The 19,570-nt window shown below is 73.9% G+C and carries 14 protein-coding genes and 11 pseudogenes; 14 read left to right on the plus strand and 11 right to left on the minus strand.

Features of this window, described 5'->3' with window-relative positions; translation table 11 throughout:
- Positions 1–89: 89 nt before the first annotated feature.
- Complete coding sequence (locus FF86_RS01240; RefSeq protein ID WP_044883120.1) at positions 90–419, plus strand: hypothetical protein; 330 nt, start codon at positions 90–92, stop codon at positions 417–419.
- A gap of 74 nt (positions 420–493) precedes the next feature.
- On the opposite strand, the pseudogene FF86_RS63550 reads toward FF86_RS01240, so the two are convergent.
- From FF86_RS63550 to FF86_RS64745, 3 pseudogenes are all read right to left on the minus strand, one after another.
- Positions 494–653: pseudogene (locus tag FF86_RS63550) on the minus strand (acyl-CoA desaturase); the annotation flags it as partial.
- Positions 654–663: 10 nt separating this feature from the next.
- Positions 664–899: pseudogene (locus FF86_RS63555) on the minus strand (acyl-CoA desaturase); the annotation flags it as partial.
- Between the two features lies 1 nt (position 900).
- Positions 901–1,359: pseudogene (locus FF86_RS64745) on the minus strand (acyl-CoA desaturase); the annotation flags it as partial.
- Between the two features lie 278 nt (positions 1,360–1,637).
- Between FF86_RS64745 and FF86_RS37725 the strand changes: the two are divergent.
- The 4 genes and pseudogenes from FF86_RS37725 to FF86_RS01255 all read left to right on the plus strand — a co-directional run.
- Positions 1,638–2,616, plus strand: a 979-nt coding sequence (locus FF86_RS37725) for a DEAD/DEAH box helicase (protein ID WP_242417944.1), incomplete at its 3' end; no start/stop codon positions are given.
- A 28-nt stretch (positions 2,617–2,644) separates the two neighbouring features.
- Positions 2,645–3,190 (plus strand): annotated as a pseudogene (locus FF86_RS37735) (DUF3516 domain-containing protein); the annotation flags it as partial.
- 42 nt (positions 3,191–3,232) lie between these two features.
- A pseudogene (locus tag FF86_RS37745) lies at positions 3,233–4,292 on the plus strand (DUF3516 domain-containing protein); the annotation flags it as partial.
- A gap of 83 nt (positions 4,293–4,375) precedes the next feature.
- Positions 4,376–5,011, plus strand: coding sequence for a response regulator transcription factor (locus tag FF86_RS01255; RefSeq protein ID WP_009738617.1), 636 nt, complete (start codon positions 4,376–4,378; stop codon positions 5,009–5,011).
- Between the two features lie 355 nt (positions 5,012–5,366).
- On the opposite strand, the gene FF86_RS01265 is transcribed toward FF86_RS01255, so the two are convergent.
- Positions 5,367–7,124: an AAA family ATPase gene (locus FF86_RS01265; protein ID WP_052680891.1), complete on the minus strand. Its 1,758-nt coding sequence runs from the start codon at positions 7,122–7,124 to the stop codon at positions 5,367–5,369.
- A gap of 1,464 nt (positions 7,125–8,588) precedes the next feature.
- Here FF86_RS01265 and FF86_RS01275 point away from each other — a divergent pair.
- Together FF86_RS01275 and FF86_RS01280 are read left to right on the plus strand one after the other, a co-directional pair.
- Entirely contained in the window at positions 8,589–9,212 is a 624-nt protein-coding gene (locus FF86_RS01275; RefSeq protein WP_044883117.1) for a TM2 domain-containing protein, read from the plus strand.
- Positions 9,205–9,777 (plus strand): DUF2752 domain-containing protein, encoded by a 573-nt coding sequence (locus FF86_RS01280; protein WP_236705906.1) that lies wholly within the window; start codon positions 9,205–9,207, stop codon positions 9,775–9,777. Before FF86_RS01275 ends, FF86_RS01280 begins: the two co-directional genes overlap by 8 nt.
- 333 nt (positions 9,778–10,110) lie before the next feature.
- On the opposite strand, the gene FF86_RS01285 is transcribed toward FF86_RS01280, so the two are convergent.
- From FF86_RS01285 to FF86_RS34580, 3 genes and pseudogenes are all read right to left on the minus strand, one after another.
- Positions 10,111–10,716 carry a thioesterase family protein gene (locus FF86_RS01285; RefSeq protein WP_242417945.1) on the minus strand — a complete coding sequence of 202 codons (606 nt, stop codon included), beginning with the start codon at positions 10,714–10,716 and terminating at the stop codon, positions 10,111–10,113.
- A 58-nt stretch (positions 10,717–10,774) separates the two neighbouring features.
- Positions 10,775–11,209, minus strand: a 435-nt coding sequence (locus tag FF86_RS37750; RefSeq protein WP_242417946.1) for an amidohydrolase family protein, incomplete at its 5' end; no start/stop codon positions are given.
- A gap of 1 nt (position 11,210) precedes the next feature.
- A pseudogene (locus tag FF86_RS34580) lies at positions 11,211–12,388 on the minus strand (amidohydrolase family protein); the annotation flags it as partial.
- Between the two features lie 142 nt (positions 12,389–12,530).
- Between FF86_RS34580 and FF86_RS01295 the strand changes: the two are divergent.
- From FF86_RS01295 to FF86_RS37765, 7 genes and pseudogenes are all read left to right on the plus strand, one after another.
- A complete protein-coding gene (locus tag FF86_RS01295) occupies positions 12,531–13,730 on the plus strand; it encodes a lipase family protein (RefSeq protein ID WP_128423239.1) in 1,200 nt (399 codons plus the stop codon).
- Between the two features lie 114 nt (positions 13,731–13,844).
- A partial coding sequence (locus FF86_RS37755) for a pyridoxamine 5'-phosphate oxidase family protein (protein WP_242417947.1) occupies positions 13,845–14,131 on the plus strand: 287 nt, incomplete at its 3' end.
- A gap of 1 nt (position 14,132) precedes the next feature.
- Positions 14,133–14,212, plus strand: a pseudogene (locus tag FF86_RS64750) (pyridoxamine 5'-phosphate oxidase family protein); the annotation flags it as partial.
- Between the two features lies 1 nt (position 14,213).
- Positions 14,214–14,406 (plus strand): annotated as a pseudogene (locus FF86_RS64755) (pyridoxamine 5'-phosphate oxidase family protein); the annotation flags it as partial.
- Positions 14,407–14,551: 145 nt separating this feature from the next.
- Positions 14,552–15,433, plus strand: coding sequence for an LLM class F420-dependent oxidoreductase (locus FF86_RS01305; protein WP_242417990.1), 882 nt, complete (start codon positions 14,552–14,554; stop codon positions 15,431–15,433).
- A 95-nt stretch (positions 15,434–15,528) separates the two neighbouring features.
- The coding region (locus tag FF86_RS37760) for an SDR family NAD(P)-dependent oxidoreductase (RefSeq protein WP_242417948.1) at positions 15,529–15,989 on the plus strand (461 nt) is incomplete at its 3' end.
- A gap of 1 nt (position 15,990) precedes the next feature.
- Positions 15,991–16,455: pseudogene (locus FF86_RS37765) on the plus strand (SDR family oxidoreductase); the annotation flags it as partial.
- 120 nt (positions 16,456–16,575) lie between these two features.
- On the opposite strand, the gene FF86_RS01315 reads toward FF86_RS37765, so the two are convergent.
- The 4 genes and pseudogenes from FF86_RS01315 to FF86_RS37780 all read right to left on the minus strand — a co-directional run.
- Positions 16,576–17,361 carry a TetR family transcriptional regulator gene (locus FF86_RS01315; RefSeq protein ID WP_236705905.1) on the minus strand — a complete coding sequence of 262 codons (786 nt, stop codon included), beginning with the start codon at positions 17,359–17,361 and terminating at the stop codon, positions 16,576–16,578.
- A gap of 246 nt (positions 17,362–17,607) precedes the next feature.
- Positions 17,608–18,281: MFS transporter (locus FF86_RS37770; RefSeq protein ID WP_242417949.1), on the minus strand; the 674-nt coding region annotated here is incomplete at its 5' end.
- Position 18,282: 1 nt separating this feature from the next.
- Positions 18,283–18,463: pseudogene (locus FF86_RS37775) on the minus strand (MFS transporter); the annotation flags it as partial.
- Position 18,464: 1 nt separating this feature from the next.
- A pseudogene (locus tag FF86_RS37780) lies at positions 18,465–19,191 on the minus strand (MFS transporter); the annotation flags it as partial.
- Positions 19,192–19,570: the final 379 nt, after the last annotated feature.

Raw genomic sequence — 19,570 nt, forward strand, 5'->3', positions numbered from 1 at the left:
GGAAAGCGGAAATGCCCCCGTTGGAAACGTGGAGCGGTAAGAATCCCCGTCGACGAGGGATGCGCGTACCACGGGGGAAGGGTGGATTCATGGCGGGGCGGGACAACGAGTACGAACGTCCCATCCTGCTCGGCTGCGGTGGGTGCGACGCCCGGTGGACGGCGCTGACCGCGGCGCACTGCCCGACCTGTCATGCCACGTTCGCGGGGGCCACGACCGGTTTCGACGCCCACCGGGTGAACGGGGTCTGCCAGCCCCCGCAGCTGGTCGGTCTGCGTCATGACCGGGGCTACTGGCTGGTCGCGGGCGAGCAGCCGCCGGGACGCCTCCTGCACCGCTCCCGGGAGGGGGCCGGCGGGCACGGTGACCCTCGCGGATCGGCCGGGCCCCCCGGCGGCGAGGTGCGGATGGCCGGCTGACCGGGCCGGCCGAACGGCGCTCCGGCCCCACGGCAGGCTGGCCGGACGGCAGGCTGGCCGGACGGTCGGCTGCGTCAGCGGGCCTGCTCGGCGGCGCAGGCCCGGCGGGCCGCGATGCGTTCGGCGGTCGGCCAGCGCACGTCGTGGGCCCAGCCCAGGCGTTCGAACCAGCGGATGAGCGCGGCGCTCGGGTCGACCTGACCGGGCAGGACGCCGTGGCGGGCGCTGGTGGGGNCGGCATGGNGCAGGTTGTGCCAGGACTCCCCCAGCGACGGCACGGCCAGCCACCAGACGTTCCGCGACTGGTCGCGGGTGGTGAAGGGCCGTTCGCCGATGAGGTGGCAGATCGAGTTGATGGAGAACGTGACGTGGTGCAGCAGGGCGATGCGCACCAGGGAGCCCCAGAACAGGGCGGTGAGCGCGCCGGTCCACGACATGCTCCACAGCCCGCCAGCCACCGGTGGGATCAGGACCGAGGCGNCCACGCACCAGGGGAACGCGGCGGCGACGGCGGCGACGTCGCGGTCGGCGAGCAGATCGGGGCAGAACCGCTTCGGGCAGGTGCGGTGGCGGTTGAACAGCCAGCCGACGTGGGCGTGCAGGAAGCCCCTGGTCACTCCGACGGCGCTGCGGCCGAAGCGCCAGGGTGAATGGGGATCGGCGGCGGCGTCGGAGTACTTGTGGTGGCGGCGGTGGGCGGCGACCCAGTCGGTGACGCTCATCTCGACGGCGAGGCTGCCGGCCAGGGCGAGGCCGATGCGCAGGGGCCGGCTGGCCTTGAAGGAGCCGTGGGTGAACAGGCGGTGGTAGCCCACGGTGATCCCGAAGCCGGAGATCAGGTACATCACCCCGCCGATGACGATGTCGTGCCAGCCCAGTCCGTGTCCCCAGGCCACGGGCACCGCCAGGGCCACCGCGAGGAGGGGGACGGCGAGGAACANCAGCAGCAGGATCTGTTCGAGGGGGGTCTTCAGATCGGGGGCGATGTCGGGGCGGGCAGGCGGGCCCGCGTCGATACGCTGGAATGTCGATTCGGTCGATTCGGAGGACACATATTTCCTCTCACGAGGTTCGTCGGATACCCGGCAACCCTCGTCGGTTCTCCGAGCCGGGTCACGGGTGCTGGCCACCGGAACACCGGTTCGGGTCCGCCCCAACAGTAGACGGGGGTGTGCCCGCCGGTCGGCGGCGGCGCGCGTCAGGCACGATCGAGGGACCATGACACTCACCGACCACCTTCCCGCGTCCTCGTATCCGGTGGCCGGCGCCGCCGACGATGTACCCGGCGAGCCGGATCCGGACACCCTGTACGACGCCTTCACCGCCTGGGTCGCCGAGCAGGGCCTGGAACTCTATCCCGCCCAGTCCGAGGCGCTCATCGAGATCGTCTCCGGGTCGAACGTCATCCTGGCGACGCCGACGGGGTCGGGGAAGAGCCTGGTGGCGGCCGGGGCGCACTTCGCGGCGCTGGCCGCCCGGCGGCGGACGTTCTACACCGCGCCGATCAAGGCGCTGGTGTCGGAGAAGTTCTTCGCGCTGTGCGCGATGTTCGGGGCGGCGAACGTCGGGATGATGACGGGTGACGCCTCCGTCAACGACACCGCGCCGATCGTCTGCTGCACGGCGGAGGTGCTGGCGAACATCGCGCTGCGCGACGGGGTGGCCGCCGACGTCGGTCAGGTCGTCATGGACGAGTTCCACTACTACGCCGATCCGGAGCGGGGGTGGGCGTGGCAGGTGCCGCTGCTGGAGCTGCCGCGCACCCAGTTCGTGCTGATGTCGGCGACGCTCGGCGACGTGTCGATGTTCGAGGCGGATCTGACGCGGCGCACCGGGCGGCCGACGGCGGTGGTCCGCTCGGCGCAGCGGCCGGTGCCGTTGTTCTACCGGTTCGTCACGACCCCGCTGCACGAGACGATCGGTGAGCTGCTGGAGACCCATCAGGCGCCGGTGTACGTCGTGCACTTCACCCAGGCGCAGGCGTTGGAACGGGCGCAGGCGCTGATGAGCGTGAACGTGTCGTCGCGGGCGGAGAAGGACCAGATCGCGGCGACGATCGGGAACTTCCGGTTCGCCGCCGGGTTCGGCAAGGTGCTGTCCCGGCTGGTGCGCCACGGCATCGGGGTGCACCACGCGGGGATGCTGCCGAAGTACCGCCGCCTGGTCGAGCAGCTCGCGCAGGCGGGGCTGTTGAAGGNGATCTGCGGGACGGACACGCTCGGGGNGGGGATCAACGTGCCGATCCGCACGGTGGTGTTCACGTCGCTGTCGAAGTACGACGGGACGCGGGTACGGCTGCTCTCGGCGCGGGAGTTCCACCAGATCGCCGGGCGGGCCGGGCGGGCCGGGTACGACTCGGTGGGCAACGTCGTCGTGCAGGCTCCCGATCATGTGGTGGAGAACATGCGGGCGTTGGCGAAGGCCGGCGACGACCCGAAGAAGCGGCGCAAGGTGGTGCGCAAGAAGCCGCCGGAGGGCACCGTCGGCTACGGGGAGCCGACGTTCGACCGGCTGGTGGCCGCCGAGCCGGAGCCGTTGACGTCGCAGTTCACGGTGACGCACGCGATGCTGCTCAACGTCGTCAACCGGCCCGGGGACGCGTTCGCGTCGATGCGTCACCTGCTCACCGACAACCATTCGGATCTCCCGACGCAGCGCCGGCTGATCCACCGGGCGATCGCGATCTACCGGGCGCTGCTGGCCGCCGGCGTGGTGGAGAAGCTCGACTCCCCCGACGAGCTGGGCCGCAACGTGCGGGTGACCGGGGATCTNCAGCTCGACTTCGCGCTCAACCAGCCGCTGTCGCCGTTCGNGCTGGCCGCGCTCGAACTGCTCGACCCGGCGTCGCCGACGTACGCCCTCGACGTGCTGTCGGTGCTGGAGGCGACGTTGGACAACCCCCGCCAGGTGCTGCACGCGCAGCTGACCAAGGCTCGGGGGGAGGCGGTGGCGGCGATGAAGGCCGAGGGGATCGAGTACGACCGGCGGATGGAGCTGCTGGAGGAGGTGACCTATCCGCAGCCGTTGGGTGAGCTGCTCGCCGCGGCGTTCGCGACGTACCGGCGGGGTCATCCCTGGGTCGACGACTACGAGCTGGCACCGAAGTCGGTGGCCCGGGAGCTGTATGAGCGGGCGATGACGTTCGCCGAGTACGTGGCGTTCTACGGGCTGGCCCGCTCCGAGGGGCTGCTGCTGCGCTACTTCGCCGACGCCTACAAGGCACTGCGCCAGACGGTGCCGGAGGACGCGCGCACCGACGAGGTCATCGACCTCACCGAGTGGCTCGGGGAGCTGGTGCGCCAGACCGACTCCAGCCTGCTCGACGAGTGGGAGCGGCTGAGCAACCCCGATCCCGACGCGGCCGCCGGGGCCGGGGCGGGGGCGGTCGACGAGCGGCCGCCGGCGGTGACGGGCAACCTCCGGGCGTTTCGGGTGCTGGTCCGCAACGCGTTGTTCCGCCGGGTGGAGCTGGCCGCGCTGCGCCGCTACGACCTGCTCGGCGAGCTCGACGGCCCGGGGGCCGGAGCCGGCCTCGGGGCGGGAGTCGGCCTCGGGGCGGGAGTCGGCCTCGGGGCGGGAGTCGGCCCCGGGGCTGGGGTGGCCGCGGGGGACGGTCCGGTGTTCGACGCGGCGGGTTGGGAGCGGGCGCTGGCCGGCTACTATGCCGAGCACGACGAGATCGGCACCGGCCCGGACGCGCGCGGGCCGGGGTTGCTGCTGCTCGACGAGCGGCCCGGGGTGTGGACGGCGCGGCAGATCTTCGACGATCCGGCCGGGGACCACGACTGGGGGATCAGCGCGGAGATCGACCTCGCCGCCTCCGACGAGGCCGGGGTGGCGATGGTCCGGGTGACCGCCGTCGACCGGCTCTGACCGGGTACACCGTCGGGCCCCTTCGACCGGGGTCACCTCGCGATCCGGGCCGGGGCGCGCGACCCGAGCGGTATCGTCACCCTGTGAGTACCGTACGGGTCTTCCTCCTGGATGACCACGAGATCGTCCGCCGGGGAATTCGGGAGATGCTCTCCGAGACCGGTGACGTCGACGTCGTCGGCGAGGCGTCCACCGCGGCCGAGGCGCTGCGCCGGATCCCCGCCACCAGACCGAACGTGGCGGTGCTCGACGCGCGGCTGGAGGACGGCAACGGCATCGACGTCTGCCGTGACCTGCGCTCGGCGCATCCCGATATCGGCTGCCTGATCCTCACCTCCTACGACGACGACGACGCATTGTTCGCCGCGATCATGGCCGGGGCCGCCGGCTACCTGCTCAAGCAGATCAAGGGCACGGACCTGGTCGGGGCGATCCGCACGATCGCCGCCGGCCGCTCCCTGCTCGATCCGGCGGTCACCCAGCGGGTGCTGACCCGGCTGCGGGAGGGTCCGGCGGAGGACCGCAAGCTCGCGGCGCTGGGCGAGCGGGAGCGCCAGATCCTCGTCCTCATCGCGGAGGGTCTGACCAACCGGCAGATCGCCGGGCGGATCCACCTGTCGGAGAAGACGGTCAAGAACTACGTCTCGGCGATCCTGGAGAAGCTGGAGCTGTCCAGCCGCACCCAGGCCGCCGTCTACGCGACCCGCATCGACAAGTAGCGCCCCGCCGGCGCCGCCCCTCCACCGACCCGTCCGGTCCTGACCCCGGCCGGCGCGCCGGCGACGGCGTCGGATCGCGGCGCGGTGCCGCTGGGTGCGTCACGGTCGTCGGCGCAGGTCGTGCGCGGGACTGTCCCTGGCGCCGATGCTGAGACAGACGTTCTCGCGAGCGGNCAGCCCGGCGAGGTCCACCGTGACAACGACCTCGCGCCCGTCGTGCAGCAGGATGCTCAGCGCCTTCATGTCGGTCACCCCGAGGCCGTACGTCGCGGCGGCGGCCGAGCCGGCGGGCGTGTCCGCCCGGCGCTGTCCTTCACCGGTGAGGTCACATTGCAACGGTTCCCGGCGCGGCCGGTCAGTCGAGATGGCTCTGGACGGCCTGCAACGCCTCGGCGACGGTGACGGCGGTGCGGATCACCGCGGCCGACGGCCACGGGTCGGCGCGCGCGGCCATCGCCCGGTGGATGGCCACCGTGGCCTCGGACGGGTCGGGGCCGGCGGCCATGCGCCGGGCGATGCGCGCCGCGGCGACCTCGGGTGCGGTCACGCAGTGCAGCTCCACCAGGTCCGCGTAGACGTCGGCGGCGAGGGTGGCGGCGGCGGCGCGGTGGCGCGCGCTGGACCAGGAGGCGTCGAGCACGACGCTCTCCCCCCGGCACAGCGCCGCCCGGGCCCGGCGCAGCATCTCGGCGTAGGTCGCGTCGGTGATCTCCGGGGCGTAGCGGCCGACGCCGAACTGGGCGTCGAACCCCGCCGCGTCGAACCCCACCGCCTCGCCGTCGGCCGACGGCGAGGCGCCATCAGTGTGCTGCTGGGGCGGGGCCTCGGCGGGCGGCTTGCCCACCAGCTCCTGGCGGATGATGTCGGAGCGCAGCAGGACCCAGCCGTCGCCGACCTCGGCGAGCCGGCTGGCCAGCGTCGTCTTGCCGGTGCCGGGCAGCCCGCCGACGACGACCAGCCGGACGCGGCCGGCGCGCAGGTGGCGGTGGGCGACGGCGAGCAGCCTGCGGGCGTTCTCCGCGGCGTCGGGGTCCCCCTGGCCGCCGCGGATGCAGGCCACCTTCGCCCGCACGAACGCCCGGTAGGCGACGTAGAAGTGCTGCAGTGACCGGGGATGTACCTCGCCGCTGAACTCGCGGTAGGCCTCCAGGAACTCGGCGGCCTCCTCCGGGGCGCCGAGACGCTCCAGGTCCATGGCGAGGAAGGCGACGTCGCCGAGGACGTCACCGAAGCGCAGCCGCGGATCGAACTCGATGCAGTCGAGGATGCGGGGGCCGTCGTCGAGGCAGAAGATGTCGTCGGCGAGCAGGTCGCCGTGCCCGTCGCGGATCCAGCCGGCCCGGGTGCGTTCGGCGAGCAGCTCGGCGCGTCCGGCGAGGTAGCGCAGCGCCAGGCGGCCGATGTCGTCGACGACCGCCGCGTCGAGCTGGGTGCCGCGGTAGGCGGCGATGCCGGCCATCCCCTCCCGCCACAGGTCCTCCAGGGTGGCCTGCTCCCCCGCGGTGGCGATCAGCGGGGAGGTCTCGCACCGCTGGTGGAACACCGCCAGCGCCCGGGCGACCGAGCGCAGCGCCGGGCCGAGCAGGTGGCCGCGGCGCACCAGGGTCGACAGCCGGCGGCTGGTCGGCATCCGCCGCATGACGACGAGATGGTCGATCACCTCGCCGGAGTCGTCGCACAGGTCGGCGACGCCGAGGTAGACGTCGGGGGCGAGGCGGCGGTTGAGCGCCACCTCCGCCAGGCACACCGCCTCCCGGGTCCGCCGTTCGGTGAAGTCGAGGAACCCCAGGTCGACGGGTTTCTTGCGCTTGTAGACCCGGTCGGCGGTCAGGTAGAGCACGGCGCTGTGCGTCTCGCGGGTCTCGGCCGCGGCGAGCTCGGCGAACGACGGGGCCGGTAGTCGAGGCGGCACGGACGCGCCGGCGAGGGACGCCGGCCCGGTCGACGCCGTCTCGCCGCCCGGCCTGGTTCCGCCCGGCCCGGTTCCGGCCGGGGAGGTGCCCGGCGACGAGGTGCCGGCCGACGAGGTGCCGGGCGGCGACGGGCTACCGGCGTTGCGGCTGTCGCCGGCCCCTTCGCCGGGCAGGGCATCCCGCACATACTGGACGGTCATGGCCTCTCCCGGGGTTGCGTGAAAGTCTCACGATCCTGACGGTCGACGCCCCGTTCCACCGTCGAACAGTCGAACACAGGCGTTCGATGGTTCTCCTTCGTCATGCTCGCCGTCCGTCGGCGATCTCACGACCGCCAGAGGTTGCCTACCCGGGGGACGTTCGGACCACCCTCGGTGGACATCCGTCCCGGATCAGGGCCGTGCCCTGCACGCGAGAACTCGCCCTGCACGCGCGACCTCACCGGCCGGGCAGGGCGACCCTCGGCCGGGAGCGGGGAAGCACCCTCAGCGGTCCTCGAACTGGCGCAGGAACGCCTCCCGCTCGGCGGTCGCCCGGTTGACCGCGGCCTCGGCCCGGGCGAAGGCGTCGTCGTCGAGTAACAGCTCCCCGCAGTACCGGTCGANGAGTCCGGCGAGGGTCAGCAGAATCGCGCGCAGCTCGGCCGGGGTCGCCGCGATCCACGGCCAGGCGTTCTCCCGCATTCCGTAAACCGTGTGCAGAATGTCCTGGACGCTGAGCGCGCGTGGCCGGGGGGCCGGCACGCCGCCGACGGCCGGCGCGGAATCGGCCGACCATATCCCGACCCTGGCTCCGAGCGCCCAGGACGTCCACGGATCGCAGGCGACGTCGAACATTCGCCGGCCACCCCGGAACTGGACATGCCAGCAGGTCCGTTTGGCGAGGAAAAGCCCGTACTTCTCGGCCAGCGGCTCCAGAATCTCCATCGCCGCCAGGTCGAACTCGGCTCCGGCTCGCCCGCCGGCGGCGCCGTCGCCGTGCCCGTGTCGCATCGCCAGCCACCTCAGCCTTCCGGTCCGAGCTCCCGCCGGCCGGCTGCGCGGGCGCGACGGGGCACGCCTGCGTCGCCGGGTCGCGCCTGCGACGCCGACGGCTTCGGGAACCCGCGCTGAACTGTAGAAGACAACCGGGGATCGTGTAACGGAAATCGAGCCGCTTGTCCCTGGGATCGGGGATTGTTGGCCCGTCCGGCCGGTGCCGTGCAGGTCAGCCACCCCCGAATATCCGAAACGGGACGACAAACAGGTCACGAGTCGGCGGGGTTGACCCCCGAACGAGAAAGAGAACCGCAGGTCAGCCTGCCGCACCAGAACCACGGAAACCGATGGTGACCAGTCGGGGACGCATCGCCGACGACAGGACAACCCGATGGTTCCACCACGGATGGGCCATCCAGGGACCACGAAAGACCTACAGCTCACCTCCATCGGGAGGGGGTCCGCGCCGGGCGCCGCGCCCGGCGGCCGGCGGCGGGCTGCAGGTCGCGCACCGGACAGCGGCGGGAGGCAAACGGTGGTCGCGCGCCGGGGCGATCTCGGTAGCATCGCCGCAATCACCGCGCCGGCGCGTCCCCGGGCGAGCCGCCGACCAGGGCCGGCCGGCCTCGGACGGACCGGGCGCGGCGCCCGGCCGGGGAGCCGGACCCGCACACCCTGGGAGCACAGATGACCTCGCCATGGCAACCGCAGGACCAGCCGCCCGGCTACCAGGGGCAGCCCGAGCACCCCGACCAGAAGCCCGCGGCCCAGGGCCAGCCCGGATACCCCGAGCAGCCGCCCCCCGGCTACCAGCAGGGCTACCCGAGCCAGCAGGGCTACCCGAGCCAGGACAGCTACCCGGGCCCGCCCCCCGGCTTCCCCGGCCAGCCCGGCTATGAGGGTCAACCTGGCTACGAGGGCCAGCCTGGCTACCAGGGCCAGCCCGGCTACCCGAACCAGCCCGGCTACCAGGGCCAGCCTGGCTACCCCGGGCCGATGGGCTACGGACCGCCGCCCGGGTACGGTCCGCCGCCCGGGTACGGCGGTGCGGCGCCCTACGACCCTTCCGCCCCGTTCGGCCGGCACCCGTTGACCGGGGAGGCCTACTCGGACAAGCAGAAGCTGACCGCCGGACTGCTGCAGATCCTGCTCGGCACGGTCGGCGCCGGCCGCTGGTACCTCGGCAACACCGGCATCGCGCTGGCGCAGCTGTTCACCTGCGGCGGGCTGGGCGTCTGGGCGTTGATCGACGGCGTGATGATGCTGACGGGCAACGTCCGCGACCGGCACGGCCGGCCGTTGCGTGACTGAGCCGCCCCCGTCCACGGATCCCGCCGACGCCCCATCCGGGTCGCCGGCGGATCCGGCGGGACCGCTCCCGCCCCCGAACCCGCCCGCCCCGCCTTCCCTTTCCCCGACGCGGCCGCCCACAGCACAACCGCCCGCAGCGGCGGCGACCGGGCCGGCGGCCACCCGATCGGGCCGGCGCCGCGCCGCGGTCTGGGGCGTCGCCGCGGCGGCCGTGGCCGGCCTGACCTACCTGGCGGGCCACGATCCGCACGACCCGTCGACGGCGATGCCCGGCTGCCCCATACACCGGGTCACCGGCCTGGACTGCCCGGCCTGCGGAACCCTGCGCGCCACCTACGACGTGCTGCATGGACGGTGGGCGGCGGCCGGCCACGACAACGTGTTCGTGCTGGCCTGCGCCCCGCTGCTCGCCGGCCTGCTCGCCCGCCAGGCCCGGGCGGTGCGCGACGACCGGTACGCCCCCCTGCCCGCGCCGCTGGCCTACGGGCTCGGCGGCGCGGCGCTGGTCTGGATGATCGTGCGTAACCTGCCCGGCTGGCCGCTCACCCCCGGCTCGCCCGGCTGACTGTCGGTCCGCCTGGCCGGGGCCCGTGTCGGCTCCCGACCCGAATGATCATTTTGGCGCGCCGCGCTGTCAACACCGTTGATTATCTTGATATCGACAGGGAGGTTCCGGTGCGCCGCCGGCGGGCGGAAGTCCTGGCAGCGGGCGCGGACCCCCGGCCCGCGAGGCGGTGTGCACGGGAGCGACGCCACCCGTCTCTTCCGCAGGGATAAATCGGACGCCGAACCCTGTGGAAGAACCATGGAGGCGCTCTCCCACGCAGCCGCCGCCGACGCAGNCGCCGCCGACGCACGAGCCGTCGCCCACGCCTCCCACACACGCGAAGGGCAGGGCCTAGCGGCGGTCGGGCTCGGAGCCGACCAGACCGGAGCCGGTCTGCGCCGGCTGGTCCGGGATCCCGACGGTCTCGGCGTCGGGCTCGGTCGGCGGGCCACCCGCGCGCACCGGGAACGCCAGGGCCTCCATCTGCGCGCGGCGATCGGGCGGGATGACCGTCGGCGCGCCCTCGACGAGGTGGACCAGGATGCTGTCGCACAGGCCGAGGCAGACGCCGTCGCGGAACAGCCCCGCGCTGTGCACGAACGAGGTGGTGCCGATCCGGCCGACCCCACAGCCGACGACGTACGTCGCGGGATAGCGCGCCTCGGCCAGGTAGTGGATGGAGACGTTGGCGACGACGAAGGTGAAGTTCTCGAACGGCACCGGCCTGCCGTCGGTGAAGATCCGCCAGTCCAGCGTGATGCGGGCGTCCTCGTAGAAGGACGCCAGCGCGACGTTGTTCAGGTGACCGTTGCCGTCGAGGTCACTGAACCGCGCCTGGACGGGGTGACTGAGCGGGTAGCTGGCGAGGCTGAGCCGCTCGGGATCGCGTCTGGGGTCCATCCCGCCACTGTGCACATCCGCGGCGTCGACGGGGCCGCCGTGCAAGCAATCTCTCACCGGCGGACTCCCGCGGGCGGTCGCGCACCGGCTGACCTGCACTCGGTGGTCCTGGACCTCACCCGTACACCGGGACGCCGTCGACGATCGTCTGGCGGACCTGGGCCGCGGACGGGTCGCGCAGGGCCGCGCGCAGGGCCGCGCGCAGGGGGCGGTGCAGCAGGCAGAGGTCGGCGCGCGCGCCGGGGCGTACCCGGCGCGGGCGGGCCGGGTCCGCCGGGTCGCCGAGGAACAGCGCGAGGGCCGCGGGGGCGTCGAGGCGTTCGTCGGCGCCCAGGACGATCCCGGCGGCGGTGCGCCGGGTCACCGCGGCGGCGACGGCCCGCCACGGGTCGGGATGGCCGAACGGGGCGTCGGTGCCGGCGGCGAGCCCGATGCCGGCCCGTACGAGGGAGGCGGCCGGGTACAGCGCCGCCGGATCCTCGTCGGTGACGTCGACGAGGTAGCGGTCGCCCCGCTCGGCGACGAAGTTGGGCTGGGTGACCACGACGAGNCCGGCGCGGCGCACCTGCCCGTACAGCTCGCCGGGGATGACGGCACCATGTTCGAGGCGATCGCCCCGGCGCGGGCCGGCGAGGTCGAGCGCGGCGAGGGTGAGCACCGTCTGGACGCGGGTCACGCAGTGCACGGCCACCGGGTGGCCGGCGCGGTGCGCGGCGGCGAACCGGGCGGCGAGGGTGTCGAGGTCGGGCAGGGTGTCGTCGTCGAGGATCACCTTCACCGGGCCGCCGACGACGCGAACGCCACCACCACCACCGACACCGCCTGCCACGCCTGCCACGCCTGCCACGCCGACGGTCCCCTCCCCGGCCCGCCGTCCGGCCGGGGCGTCCGCATCGGCAGTGGGCTGCGGTTCGGGGCGCATGAGGGTCAGCCGCTGCGGCAGCTCGCCGGTCGCGGCGGCCGCGGCGAGGGTCCGGCGATGCTCGGCGGTGCGGCCGGGGGTCGCGTCGGTGAACCCGGTGATCCCCGCCGCAGCGGCGGCGCGGCCCACGGCGGCGAGGTCCACGGCCACCGGGGGCAGCGCGGCGTGGCGGCGCAGCCAACCGTCCATCCGCCACAGTCGCCCGGTGGGCGCCCCGGTGGGGTCGCGTTCGACGCCCGGCAGGTCGCAGCCGTCGATGCCGGCCAGGCGTAGCGCCGGCGAGTTGAACACCCACAGGGCCCCGCCGCGGTGCTGCACCCGCACCGGCCGGTCGGGCAGCAGCGCGTCGAGGGTGCGCCGGTCGAGGTCACCGGCCACCGACGGGTGGTAGCCGACCGCGCGCACCCACCGCGCCGGACCGGTACCCGGCGCCGCGCGCAGCGCCGCGCGCAGCCCTGCGGCGTCGACGACCTCGGGCGGCCCCACCCGCACCGACGACGCCGACGCCGCCAGCGACAGCAGGTGGACATGATGATCGTGCAGACCCGGCAGCAGCGCGCCGCCGTCGGCGTCGAGGATGTCCTCCCCCGCCCGCGGGCGCAGCGGCTCGGCGCTGACCTCGACGATCCGTCCGCCGAGAATCCGCACGTCCGCGACCCACGTCGGCGGGAGCGCGCCAGCCAGGACGCGCCGGCCAGGCCCCGCTGCGCCGCCGCCGGCCGACCCGGTCAGCTCGGTCGACCCGGTCAGCTCGGCCCGGCGCACGAGCAGCGCCCGGCGCTCCGGTTCCTGCGCAGCGCGCCCCATCCCCGCCACCCTACGGCCACCGGCCACCGGCGCGGCGGGTCGCGGGACGGGACGGAGGTGGGCACGTTGAGTTACCCTCCGACATCGATCCGTATAAGGCCGCGATCGACGAAGAAGGGGTGCAGGTGAGCAGGCGGTGCAGGTGAGCAACGCGCAGGTCCTCGACCTCGTCGACCTGCGCCCGTACCGGCCGCGGCTCGACGAGCACTTCCCGGTCTACCGCGATCTCGTCGACCACCTCGCCGCCTTCGACGACACCCACCTGCATCCGGACGACCCGACCAGTCACGTCCTCGCGGCGTGCGCCGGCTACGCCTACGCCGAGACCGCCTCGACGCTGCTCGACCCGGACCTGCCGCGGGGGATCAACGCGGTGTCGGCGGCGATGACCCGGCTGGGCCTGCCCGGCTGCCGGTGCCGGATCATCGCCGAGCAGGTCGACGCGATGCTGATCCGCTCGACGGCGTTCGTCGTGCAGAGCGCCGACGCCCGGGTCGTCATCGTCGCCTACCGCGGAACCGAGCCGTCGGACCTCATCAACTGGGGCACCGACCTGGACGTCCACTCCCGCGAACGCACCCGCGTCCGGTTGGCGGGCACGGCCGTCGACGACCTGCACGCCGGGTTCCACCGCAACGTGCGCGCCACCGCGTTCGAGGTGCTGCGCACCCTGAGGCGGGCGATGGCCGGCCGGTCGATCTACGACACCGACGGCGACGGCGACGGCGACGGCGACGCCAGTCTCCGCGCCGGCGCCGCCGGCACGACCCGCGCCGGCGGCGCCGGGAGACGGCGGGGGGCGTCGGCGCGGCCGCCGGCGCTGTACCTGACCGGGCACAGCCTCGGCGGGGCCATGGCGGTCATCCTCGGGCTGCGGATCATGGCCGATCCGGTGTACGCCGAGCTGCGCCGGGCGCTGCGCGCGGTCTACACCTTCGGCCAGCCGATGATCGGCGGCGACGGCACCGCGGCGGCCTACGCGGCGGTGGTCGACCCGGCGCCGATCGCGCGCTTCGTCTACCGCCAGGATCCGGTCCCCCACCTGCCGCCGGCCACCGTCGGGCGCTACCGGCACATCGGCCGGGAGTGGCGCTACGGCGGCGGGTGGACCGACACCACCGGCCGCCCGGTGGGGCAGATGCTCAGCACGCTCGGGTTCGCCGGGGCGCTGGCAGCGTTCCCGCTCGGCCAGGTCCGGCCGCTGGGCCGGCTGTTCCCGTACACGATCAGCGACCACTTCCCGCACTACTACATCGACGCGTTGGCGGCGGCCGGCGTCTGCGAGTTCGGCGACGACGAGCTCAGCGCCGGCCCCGACGGCCGGCGCCGCCCGCCCCGCTGACCGCCTGCCGTCCCGGGCCGGCGCACCGGCCCGGGACGGGACGGGACAGGGAGGGACAGGGAGGGGCGGGAAAGCACGGGCGCCGGGCGGGTACGCGGCCGATACTGCCTATCCATGGGAAAGACCTACGAACGCCTCGACGGCCGGCTACGCCGGTTCATCGAGGACCAGGTCGTCTTCTTCGTCGCGACGGCGCCCCTGTCCGCGCAGGGCAGCGTCAACCTCTCCCCCAAGGGCCGCGCCGGGACGCTCATCATCCTCGACGAGCGGACCCTGGCCTACCTGGACTTCGGTGGCAGCCACGCGGAGACCCTCGCGCACCTGCGCGAGAACGGCCGGATCACGCTGATGTGGTGCGCGTTCAGCGGACCCCCGACCATCGTGCGGGTGCACGGGCGCGGNGAGCCGGTGTTCCGTGACGACCCGCGCTTCGCCGCGCTGCTCGCCCGGTTCGACCCGCGGGCGGCCGACCCCAGCGGGCTNCGGTCGATCATCGTCGTGACGGCCGAGCGGATCAGCGACAGCTGCGGCTACGCCGTGCCGTTCCTGGAGTACCGGGAGGAACGAAGCCTGCACCGGGAGTACTTCGGTCGGCGGACCGACGAGGAGTTCGCCGCCTACTGCGAACGCAAGGAGTACAACGGCACGAGCATCGACGGTCTGCCGGCGTTGCCCCNCCCCCTGCCGCCCCTGCCCGATCCCTGGGTTGGCCCGGCCGAGACCCGGAGTGCCGAGACCTTGCGTGCCGAGACCTTGAGTGTGGAGAACCGATGAGATTCGCCGTCCAGCATGCCGTGGCCGATCCCGCCTGGTNGCCGCGGATCCTCACCCCGGACGCGGTGACCGGCTTCGCGCGGGCCGCGGAGGAGTCGGGTTTCGCCGCGCTCGGGTTCAGCGACCATCCCGCGCCGTCGGCGCGCTGGGTCGACTCCGGCGGGGAGGGCAGCGCCGACCCGCTGGTGTCGTTGGCCTTCTGCGCGGCGGTGACCAGCCGCATCCGCCTGTTCACCTGGGCGCTGGTGGCGCCCTACCGCAGCCCGCTGCTGACCGCCCACCAGGTGGCGACGCTCGACGCGCTGTCCGCCGGGCGCCTGACGCTGACCCTCGGCGCGGGCTACCTGCGCTCGGAGTTCGGCGCGCTCGGCGTCGACTTCGACGGGCGGCTCGCCGCGTTCGACGAGACGGTGGACGTGCTGCGCGCTAGCTGGGAGCAGCCGCGGCTGACCCACAGCGGCCGGCTGCTGCAGACCCGCGGTACCAACATCCAGCCACGGGTCGTCCAGCAGCCGCACCCGCCGCTGTGGCTGCACGGCAACAGCGCGTGGGGGCGGGAGCGGGCCGTCCGCTACGGGCAGGGGGTCGTCACCCTGCTCACGAACGACACCCTGGCCCGCACGATCCGCACGGCGGCCGTGCCCGGCGTCGACGGGTTCACCCGGGTCGTCGACGACGTCCGGGCCCGGCTGGACGCGGCGGGCCGCCCGCATGACGCCGTCGACGTGGTGGCCACCGGCATGTGGCCGCAGCTCGACGTCCGGCAGGGCTGGGACGCGGCGGCCATGCTCGACGACGTCGCGACCTACGCCAAGCTCGGCGCGGACTGGATCGTGATCGCGGTCTGCGGCGACGACCCGGCTGCGGCCGAGGACACCGTGCGCCGCTTCGGCGAGGAGATCGTCGCCCACGCCGCCGACCCGGTGTAGCCGGATCCGTTGCACCGCAGGCGCCTGGAGGCGCCGAGCCGGAGGCACCGAGGGTGAAGGACATCCGCCGAGGGCGAAGGACAGGGGGTGGCCCCGTGCGGGGTCTGTGCGCGGGTCGGGTGGTCATCGTCACGGGGGCCGGCAACGGGATCGGGCGGGCGCACGCGCTGGCGTTCGCCGCCGAGGGCGCCCGGGTGGTCGTCAACGACGTCGGCGGTGACCGGGCCGGCCGCGGCCGCGACGGCGGGCCCGCGGCCGCCGTGGTCGAGCAGATCCGGGCGGCCGGCGGGCAGGCGGTGGCGAACACCGACGACGTCGCCGACTTCGCCGGGGCCGGGCGCCTCGTCGCCCAGGCGATCGAGGCGTTCGGGGGGCTGGACGTCCTGGTGAACAACGCCGGGATTCTGCGCGACCGCACCCTGGTCAACATGACCGAGGCGGAGTGGGACGCGGTCGTGCGGGTGCATCTCAAGGGCACCTTCGCCCCGACCCACCACGCGGGCGTCTACTGGCGCGACGAGCACCGGGCCGGGCGCGGACGGTCGGCCCGGGTCGTNAACACCAGCTCGCCGTCGGGGTTGTTCGGCAACATCGGCCAGACGAACTACGGCGCCGCCAAGGCCGCCATCGCCGGGTTCACCGTGACCGCCGCGCTGGAGCTCGCCCGCTACGGGGTGACGGTGAACGCGATCGCCCCGCTCGCACTGACCCGGCTGACCGAGGGCCTCACCGGCGACCTAACCGAGGCGCAGGCGGCGGGGATGAGCGCCGAGCACATCGCGCCGCTGGTGGTCTGGCTGGGCAGCGAGGCGTCGGCTGGCGTGACCGGGCGGGTGTTCGCGGTCGTCGGCGGTCGGATCACCGTGCTGGAGGGATGGGCCAACGGACCGGCCGTCGACGTCGACGGCGTCTGGGAACCGGGCGCGCTCGGCGAGGTCATCCCCGACCTGGTCCGCGCCGCCGCCCCGAACGCCGACCTCACCGGAGACCGTCCCCCGCGCGACGCGCCGGCCCGCGGCTGAGCCGGCCCGGCGCCGGTGCTGAGGATCAGCCCATCTTTTGTGATCATGGATGGCGGCGAGCTGTCAACAGTGTTGATTATCTTGATTGCGCCGGAGGCGGTCAGGCCGAGGCGGAGATCGTCAGGGGCTGCCGTCGAGGAGGCGTTGCAGGCCGGGCGCGCACAGGTCGACGATCCGGTCGCGTTCGGCGGCGCTGATCGCCTCGGTATGCACGATCTTGCGCAGGACACCGAGGCCGAGCAGGTGGGCGAGGACGAGCTCGGCGCGCAGGGCCGCATCCGGGCCGGTCAGACGCGAGCGCAGCCGGGCGACGACCTGGTCGCGGAAGTTGTCGCGCAGCAGGGTCGCGTGCTCGCCGTGCTGGAGCGCGAACGCGACCCGGATGAGCGGATCGCGGCGCTGCTCGTGCGCGTCGAGCAGGGCGTGCAGCAGGTGGCGGCCGAGGTCGGGCAGCGGCGCGTCGAGCAACTGGTCGATCTCGTCGCCGAAGCGGGCGACCCGCGCGAAGAGCTGCTCCTTGCTGCCGAAGTACTTCAGCACCAGCGGAGCACTCACCCCGGCGTCCGCCGCGATCGCCTTGAGCGTGATGGCGGCGTAGGGCTGGCGGGCGAACGCCCGGCGGGCCGCGGCGATGATCGCCTCGCGGCTGACCTCGGCGTCCCCCCGCATCCGGCCCCGCCCGCCGCCCGCCGCCCCCGTCGGCGCGACCCCACCCGGGACGGCATCGGACCCAGCCAGGACGGCGACCGCGGACTGCGGGGCGACCCGGCCGGGATGGGAGTGGGACGTCTCGTGCTGGCCGGCATCCGAACGGCCAGTGTCAGGGCGGGCGGAGTCGGCCCCGGCAGGGCTGCTGGACTCCGGCCCTGCCGGCCGTCCGCGGGTGGTGGTCGAAGGGCTCGTCATGGTCCGCTCCTCCGCCCGTCCCGGGATGCGCCGGACGTCCCCAACCGGGACGCCCGAGCCTGCACGCTACCGCTCACCGGCGCCGCACCGTGCCCGCCCCGGCACCGTCGGGTCCTCCCCGGCTGCCGCATCCTCACCACGCAGCCCTGGCCACGCAGCCCTGGCCACGCAGCCCTGGCCGTGTCGGCTCGCGCCGTCGCCGGGACCCTGCTGCCCGGATCCCGCTGCCCGGATCCTGGTACGTGGTCAGCGTGTGGTGGTGACCGGGGTCGGCGCGGCCGAGACGGACTCCGCCAGCCGGCCACCGTCGTCGCCAGCCGCGTGCATGGTCCGGGCCGGATCACCGGGCTGCACCGGCACATCCGTGTCGACCCGGTCACGGGTAGGCACGAGGCAGCCCACCCCGAGAGCGAGCGCCCCCACCACGCCGGCCATCGCGAAGACGGTCTGGAAGGCGCCGAGGCTCGGCACCGCCCCGCCGGAGGTCGTCATCGTGAGGTGGCTGAGCAGCGCGGCGACGGCGGCGCTGCACATCGCCTGCCCGACCGTGCGCAGCAGGACGTTGAGGCCGTTGGCGGCGGCCGTCTGGGTGCGGGGAACCGCGTTCATAATCAGCATCGGCATGGCCGAGTAGGCCAGCGCCGTCCCGGCGGCGACCACCGCCGCACCCACCACGATCATCGGTAGATTCTCGCTGGTGAACATGCGTAGCAGGTAGCCGAACACGAGCGCGGACGCGCCGAGCAGCAGAGTGATCCGTGGGCCGCGGGAGGCGGTGATCCGCGCCGCGACCGGCGACAGAGCGAACATCGCCACGCCGCCGGGCAGCAGGCACAGGCCGCTGGCGAACACCGACAGGCCCAGGCCGTAGCCGGTCTCCTTCGGGACCTGGACGAGCTGGGCGGTGGACAGCGAGTTGGNGTAGAACGAGAAGCCGATCAGCAGCGCCGCGGCGTTCGGGGCGAGCACCGCGGGCCGCCGCGCCAGACGCAGGTCGACCAGCGGGTCGGCGACCCGCAACTGCCAGCGGGCCCAGCCGACGAAGATCACCACGGCGGCGAGGATCAGTCCGCCGAAGCGCGGGCTGGTGAAGCCCCAGTCGNCCGCCTTGGACAGCGCCAGCAGCAGGCACAGCAGGCCGAGGGCCAGCCCGACCGCGCCGGGGATGTCGAAGCGGGCGGGGGCGCGGACCTTCGACTCGCGCACGAGCAGCCCGGCGAGGATCAGATCGGCCAGGCCGAGCCCACCGGTGACCCAGAACATCACGTGCCAGTCGGCGAACTGGATGATCAGGGAGGCGAACGGGACGCCGAGCGCCGCGCCGATGCCGACGGTGGCGCTCATCAGCGCGACCGCCGACCCCACCCGCTCGGGGGGGAGCTCGTCGCGCAGGATGCTGATCGACAGCGGCACCACCGCAAGGCAGGCTCCCTGCAGTCCGCGGGCCGGGATCAGCAGCCAGATGTTCGACGTCAGCGCGCACAGGACCGACCCGGTGGTCAGCATCCCGAGCGCGACCAGCAGCATCCGCCGCTTGCCGAAGATGTCGCCCGCCCGGCCGAACAGCGGCGTGACCACGGCACCGACGAGCAGGGTGACGGTGAGTAGCCAGCTCACGTTCGACGCCGACGCGCCGGTGAGCCGGGGCAGGTCGGGCAGCAGCGGCACGATCGAGACCTGCGAGATCGCGGTGAGGATGCCGCCGACGCCCAGCACGGCGCTGAGCTCCCGGGAACGTCCCCCCGCGGGGGCCTCCCCCGCGGACACGGCGCGGACCGGATGCACGGCAGGCTCGCCCACGTGACTCCTTGACTGATCGAGACAGGACATGATCGGAACAGATTCGGCCACCTTGCGGTGAACCGACGTTCACCAGCATAGTGAACGCCGGTTCACCGACGCGGGGAGCGCCCCAGTGACGGCCGCCACCCATCGCGATACGCAAACACCCAGGTCGGGCCCCATCCCCCGCCACGACCGTGGGGCTCCCGGCCGGCCCGAAGGGCCCCGATGCCCCCGTGCGGCGGAGCTCCCCGGTGACCGCCCGGGGGCTACCCAGCCACCGCGAAATCCGGTCACACAGGGCGACGATCATGGGGTTCCGCGGAACCGCGCTCCCGCCACCCAACCCAGGCGATCATGATGTCCGGCGGAACCACGCCACGCCGCACCACCGCCGTCAGCCCGTCAGCCCGTCAGCCCGTCAGCC

Origin of the sequence: Frankia sp. CpI1-P, from assembly GCF_001421075.1 — a bacterium.
GTDB lineage: Bacteria > Actinomycetota > Actinomycetes > Frankiales > Frankiaceae > Frankia > Frankia torreyi.